Origin of the sequence: uncultured Campylobacter sp., from assembly GCF_938018145.1 — a bacterium.
Taxonomy (GTDB): Bacteria; Campylobacterota; Campylobacteria; order Campylobacterales; family Campylobacteraceae; genus Campylobacter_A.
In genome coordinates, this window is the sequence record NZ_CALIII010000422.1 from 1 (window position 1) to 2,262 (window position 2,262).

Genomic DNA, 2,262 nt, shown 5'->3' on the forward strand with positions numbered 1-2,262 from the left:
CGCCGTTAATGCAATGTCGTTTATAATACGGCTTTTAAAAACGAAAAAAGGCAAAAAATGAAAAAAATCCTCATCATCGCAGGCTCATGCAGCAACGGCGGCGCGGGACTGCAAGCCGATATCAAGGCGTGCGCGCACTTTGGCTGCTATAGCGCGACGGCGGTCACGGCGCTAACGGCCGAAAACACGGACAAGATCAAAAATATCGTTTCGCTAGATCCGTCCTTTATCGCCGATCAGCTCGAGATGCTCGCGGCCGAGTTTAGCTTCGATGCCGTCAAGATCGGCATGCTCTTTAACGAGCCTATCATGGACGTCGTGCAGAGCTTTTTAGAGAAAAACTCCGCTCCCGTGGTGCTAGATCCCGTCTGCGTCTCGAAAATGGGGCACAAACTCATCAAAGATAGCGCCATCGAGCGACTAAAAGAGCTGATGAAATTTGCCGCCGTCACGACGCCGAACCTGCGCGAAGCAGACGTGCTTTTCGGCGATGATTTTACGAATCTGCCGTGCGACGTGATCGTGAAAAAACACATCGTCGCGGGCAAGAGCATCGACACGCTCTACCGCAAGGACGGCAGCGTGCAAAACTTTGAGACGCCGTTAGCCGACCCGCTGGTTATCATCGGCGCGGGCTGCACGTTTTCTAGCTCGCTAGCCTGCCTGCTCGCTCGCGGCGAAAGCCTAGAAAGCGCCATCCAGCAAGGCAAAGAGTACATCTACAACGCCATAATCAGCGGCATCGACACGAATCTAGGCGTAAGAAAACTGCTAAATCACGGGGTTAAATTTTAAATTTAGCGTGCTTGACGCCGTAAATTAGACTAAGAATAAAAGAATTTGCGAGGATTTATGAGTATAAGCTACAAAGCGTCTTTTATTATTATTTTTCTAATCGCGGCGACGGCCGTCTACTTAAATTTATACGACGGACGAGAGTTAGCGCGAAACTACGCAAAAAATCATATCGAGATTTTAGCATTGCGCGATTTTGCGCGCGAGATTAGGCCTCGCGGAGTTTGGTTTGACCTGCGCTTAGACGGAGCCCTGGTTGAGACGTTTAGCGCCGTGAGTGCCGATAAAAACCAAACTGCGAGCTTCATCCGCGTAGATAAGCGAACGGGCCTGCAGGAACCACTGCGGATACTGGGCTGGGATGCGCAGACTTTTGGCGAACTAAAAGCCAAACTAAAAAGCGCAAACGTCATAGGCATAAGAATTTGGGGCAACGAGGCGTTTGGAGGCGAGCGCAAGACTACGATTTATTATCGCAATGAGGGCTTTGGAGGCGTGTATTACGAGATTTTTGCCGACGCTTCGGACGAGATACTGCGAGGCGACAAAGAGGCGGGCTGCGACGATAGATTTCATTCAGACGGCGTAGCTTTGATTTATGACGGCGGGGCCACCGTGGATTTTATGTGCGTAAATAAAGACGGCAAAAATATAAAACGTAGATAAAAATCTAAATTTTAAGATTTACGCTTTAAATTTGGGGTTTGGTTTGGCGGCTAAATTTGACCCGAAGCGAGGAGGGATAAATTTACGGGCGGTTTTGTTAAATTTGACTGCCGATGAGCGGGTTTTGTCTGGCTCGCTCGTTAAATTTGGATGCAGATAACGGCGGCAAATTTAACCTTTATGCTTCTTATTATTTATCGGTTTTTTCCAAAGGTATTATAAGATTTATTTGCCTTTCTATCTCGTCTGCTTGTTTGTGCGTGAGGCCTGCTATTATGGTCATTTTGGCTATACGATGTTGCGTCTTTTGCGCTATTTCTACGTGCGCCGGTAAAAAAGCGCGTTCAAGGGTACGACAGTGGATTATATTTTCTGGTTTTATAATCTGATTTCCAAATATAAATCTATCTATAACAATCTTGTCTCTATAAATTTCAACGTAGTTAAAAAATATCACCGAGTATAGCAGCCAGATCAAAAGTGCAGAGCCCAAAATCCCAAGTATGCGCATCCAGCCGTCGTAATATATCACAGTAGGCAAGGCGGGCACGAGTAGGAAAAAGCTGTACGAAATAAAGTCGATCATTACCATGAGCGGATTTCGTTTGCCTAGCCTGTAAAGTAGCTCCGGCTCTTTATTTTCTTTGCCTATACTTTCGTTCATATCCTCCGCCTAAAGTCAAATTTTAAATTTATCCAGCCTAGTTTTATGCAAACGGCGAGCGGTTAAAATCATCAAGTTACGCTGCCGTTTAAATTTACACCGATCTTCAAATTTGACCTAAATTTGCGGTCAAATTT

Annotated in this window: 4 protein-coding genes; 3 read left to right on the forward strand and 1 reads right to left on the reverse strand. The window is 46.2% G+C overall.

Translation table 11 applies throughout. From position 1 onward, the window contains the following. Window positions 1-57: 57 nt before the first annotated feature. Genes Q0338_RS09915 through Q0338_RS09925 form a run of 3 tightly spaced genes read left to right on the forward strand, consistent with a single transcriptional unit; the run spans window position 58 to window position 1,621 of the window. A complete protein-coding gene (locus Q0338_RS09915; RefSeq protein ID WP_298086580.1) occupies window positions 58-795 on the forward strand; it encodes a hydroxymethylpyrimidine/phosphomethylpyrimidine kinase in 738 nt (245 codons plus the stop codon). 57 nt (window positions 796-852) lie between these two features. Continuing rightward, window positions 853-1,461, forward strand: a complete 609-nt coding sequence (locus tag Q0338_RS09920; RefSeq protein ID WP_298086581.1) for a hypothetical protein — start codon at window positions 853-855, stop codon at window positions 1,459-1,461. Window positions 1,462-1,492: 31 nt separating this feature from the next. Beyond that, window positions 1,493-1,621, forward strand: coding sequence for a hypothetical protein (locus Q0338_RS09925; RefSeq protein WP_298086582.1), 129 nt, complete (start codon window positions 1,493-1,495; stop codon window positions 1,619-1,621). Between the two features lie 30 nt (window positions 1,622-1,651). On the opposite strand, the gene Q0338_RS09930 is transcribed toward Q0338_RS09925, so the two are convergent. Then, window positions 1,652-2,125, reverse strand: coding sequence for a hypothetical protein (locus Q0338_RS09930; RefSeq protein ID WP_298086583.1), 474 nt, complete (start codon window positions 2,123-2,125; stop codon window positions 1,652-1,654). Window positions 2,126-2,262: the final 137 nt, after the last annotated feature.

Bases quoted from the DNA above. Each gene is read 5' to 3' on its own strand.
- Q0338_RS09915 (WP_298086580.1), top strand. From the start codon at position 58: ATGAAAAAAATCCTCATCATCGCAGGCTCATGCAGCAACGGCGGCGCG.
- Q0338_RS09920 (WP_298086581.1), top strand. From the start codon at position 853: ATGAGTATAAGCTACAAAGCGTCTTTTATTATTATTTTTCTAATCGCG.
- Q0338_RS09930 (WP_298086583.1), bottom strand. From the start codon at position 2,125: ATGAACGAAAGTATAGGCAAAGAAAATAAAGAGCCGGAGCTACTTTAC.